The following is a 2,328-nucleotide window of genomic DNA, read 5'->3' as shown; positions in this document are numbered from 1 at the left end:
GGCGCGCACACGGTGGAGGTGAGCTTCCTGAACGACGCCTGGGGCGGCTCGGCCAGCACCGACCGCAACCTCTACGTCGACGGCGTCACCTACAACGGCAAGGCCGTGCCCGCGGGCACTGCTTCGCTCATGTCGACGGGCGCCACCTCTTTTGACGTGCCGGTCAGCGGCCCGACGCCGGTGAACACCACGGTCGGCACGGGCGCGGACACGATGGTGCTCAAGATCAGCGAGGACGCCTGGAACGGCCACGCGCAGTACACGGTCAAGGTGGACGGCGTGCAGGTCGGCGGCGTGCTGACGGCGGCCGCCAGCCACGCGCTCGGGCAGTCCGACACGCTGACGCTGAAGGGGGCCTGGGGCGCCGGCGCCCACAAGGTGGAGGTGAGCTTCCTCAACGACGCCTGGGGCGGCTCGGCCAGCACCGACCGCAACCTCTACGTCGACGGCGTCACCTACAACGGCAAGGCCGTCGCCTCTAGCGCGGTGTCGCTCATGAGCAGCGGTGCGGCGCAGGTGTTTGTGCCCGCCACAACCACAGCGGTGAATACCACGATCGGCACGGGTCCGGACGCACTGGTGCTGAAGATCAGCGAGGACGCCTACCAGGGTGATGCGCAGTACACCGTGAAGGTGGATGGCGTGCAGGTCGGTGGCACTCTCACGGCCCACGGAAGCCATGCTCTCGGGCACTCGGATGTTGTTACACTCAATGGGAACTGGGGCGCGGGTGCCCACAATGTGGAGGTGAGCTTCCTCAACGATGCCTGGGGTGGCTCGGCCAGCACCGACCGCAACCTCCACGTCGACAGCATCACCTACAACGGCAAGGCCGTGCCCTCGAGCAGCTTCGTCATCGAGCGCTCCGACACCGTCCCGGTCAGCGTGCCCGCCACCACCACAGCGGTGAACACCACGATCGGCACGGGTCCGGACACGATGGTGCTGAAGATCAGCGAGGATGCCTACCAGGGTGATGCGCAGTACACCGTGAAGGTGGATGGCGTACAGGTCGGTGGCACTCTCACGGCCCACGGAAGCCATGCTCTCGGGCACTCGGACGCCGTTACACTGAAGGGGAACTGGGGCGCAGGTGCCCACAAGGTGGAGGTGAGCTTCCTCAACGATACCTGGGGCGGCTCGGCCAGCACCGATCGCAACCTCTACGTCGACGCCATCGCCTACAACGGCCAGACCGTTCCCTCGAGCAGCTTCGTCATCGAGAGGACCGACACTGTCGCGATCAGCATGCCCGCCGCCTCCCTCACGGGCGACGCAGGCAACAACACCATCTATGGCAACGAGCTGAACAACGTGCTCCGCGGCCTCGCCGGCAACGACAAGCTCACCGGCGGCGCGGGCAACGACACGCTGGTCGGCGGCCTCGGCGCCGACACGCTCGAGGGGGGCGCCGGCGCCGACGTCTTCCGCTTCGACAGCCTCGCCGAGGCGGGCGACCGCATCACCGACTTCGCGCCCGGCACGGACGCGATCGAGGTCTCGGTCGCCGGCTTCGGCGGCAAGCTGACGCTGGGCCTGGACGTGGCCACCCGCTTCGTCGCCAACACCACCGGCCTCGCGACCGCCCCTGCTGGCACCGGCCAGTTCGTCTACGAGACCGACACCGCCAAGCTCTGGTGGGACGCCGACGGCGCCGGCGGCGCCGCGGCCGTCACCGTTGCCACCTTCGCCGCCGGCACCACCCTCCACGCCAGCGATATTCACCTCATCGGGTGATTGTCGGCGTATTCGGGATGAGGGGATGGCAGGAACGCATTGTGCTGCCATCCCATTTCTCATTCCGAGTCACGTTAGGGATTAGCTCGTTTTCGGTTGCTCACAACCGAGCCCTGGTCGATGCGGAGCGGGCTAGACTCACTCTGCGTGCCACTGGTTGAAGCACTGCATCTTGGCCACCGATCGCTCGGCGGTGAGGAACAAACTGGAAAACCAGCTTTCCACAGATGCCGACGTTAAGAGGCAATATGGGAAGGGGACAGAAGCAAAGCGTGCTTAGCTGTCTGGTTGTGATACCGCCGAGCGGATGAACTGATGCGGTGGACGGCCCCTGAGCGGCATCGATGTGCCAGGCTCGCGGCTGTTGAGGTCAGCGAGCGAAGGGACCGTCCGCATGCAGGTTACCACCATCGGCTTGGACATCGCCAAGCGCGTGTTCCAGGCGCACGGCGTGGATGAGGCTGGCCGGGCCGTGCTACGGCGAAAGCTGCAGCGGGTCGAGGTGCTGACCTTCTTTCGAGGCCTGCCGCCCTGCCTTGTCGGCATCGAGGCGTGCGGCACGGCGCATCACTGGGCGCGCGAGATCCGGGC

At 66.7% G+C, this 2,328-nt stretch carries 1 protein-coding gene and 1 pseudogene; both read left to right on the top strand.

What is annotated here, in order from left to right; translation table 11 throughout:
- The coding region (locus EAH89_RS32375) for a carbohydrate-binding domain-containing protein (protein WP_206667740.1) at positions 1–1,737 on the top strand (1,737 nt) is incomplete at its 5' end.
- Between the two features lie 394 nt (positions 1,738–2,131).
- Positions 2,132–2,328 (top strand): annotated as a pseudogene (locus tag EAH89_RS30690) (IS110 family transposase); the annotation flags it as partial.

Origin of the sequence: Muricoccus nepalensis (assembly GCF_006438825.1) — a bacterium.
GTDB classification, from domain to species: domain Bacteria; phylum Pseudomonadota; class Alphaproteobacteria; order Acetobacterales; family Acetobacteraceae; genus Roseomonas; species Roseomonas nepalensis.
This window is presented reverse-complemented; position numbering and strand designations above follow the sequence as displayed.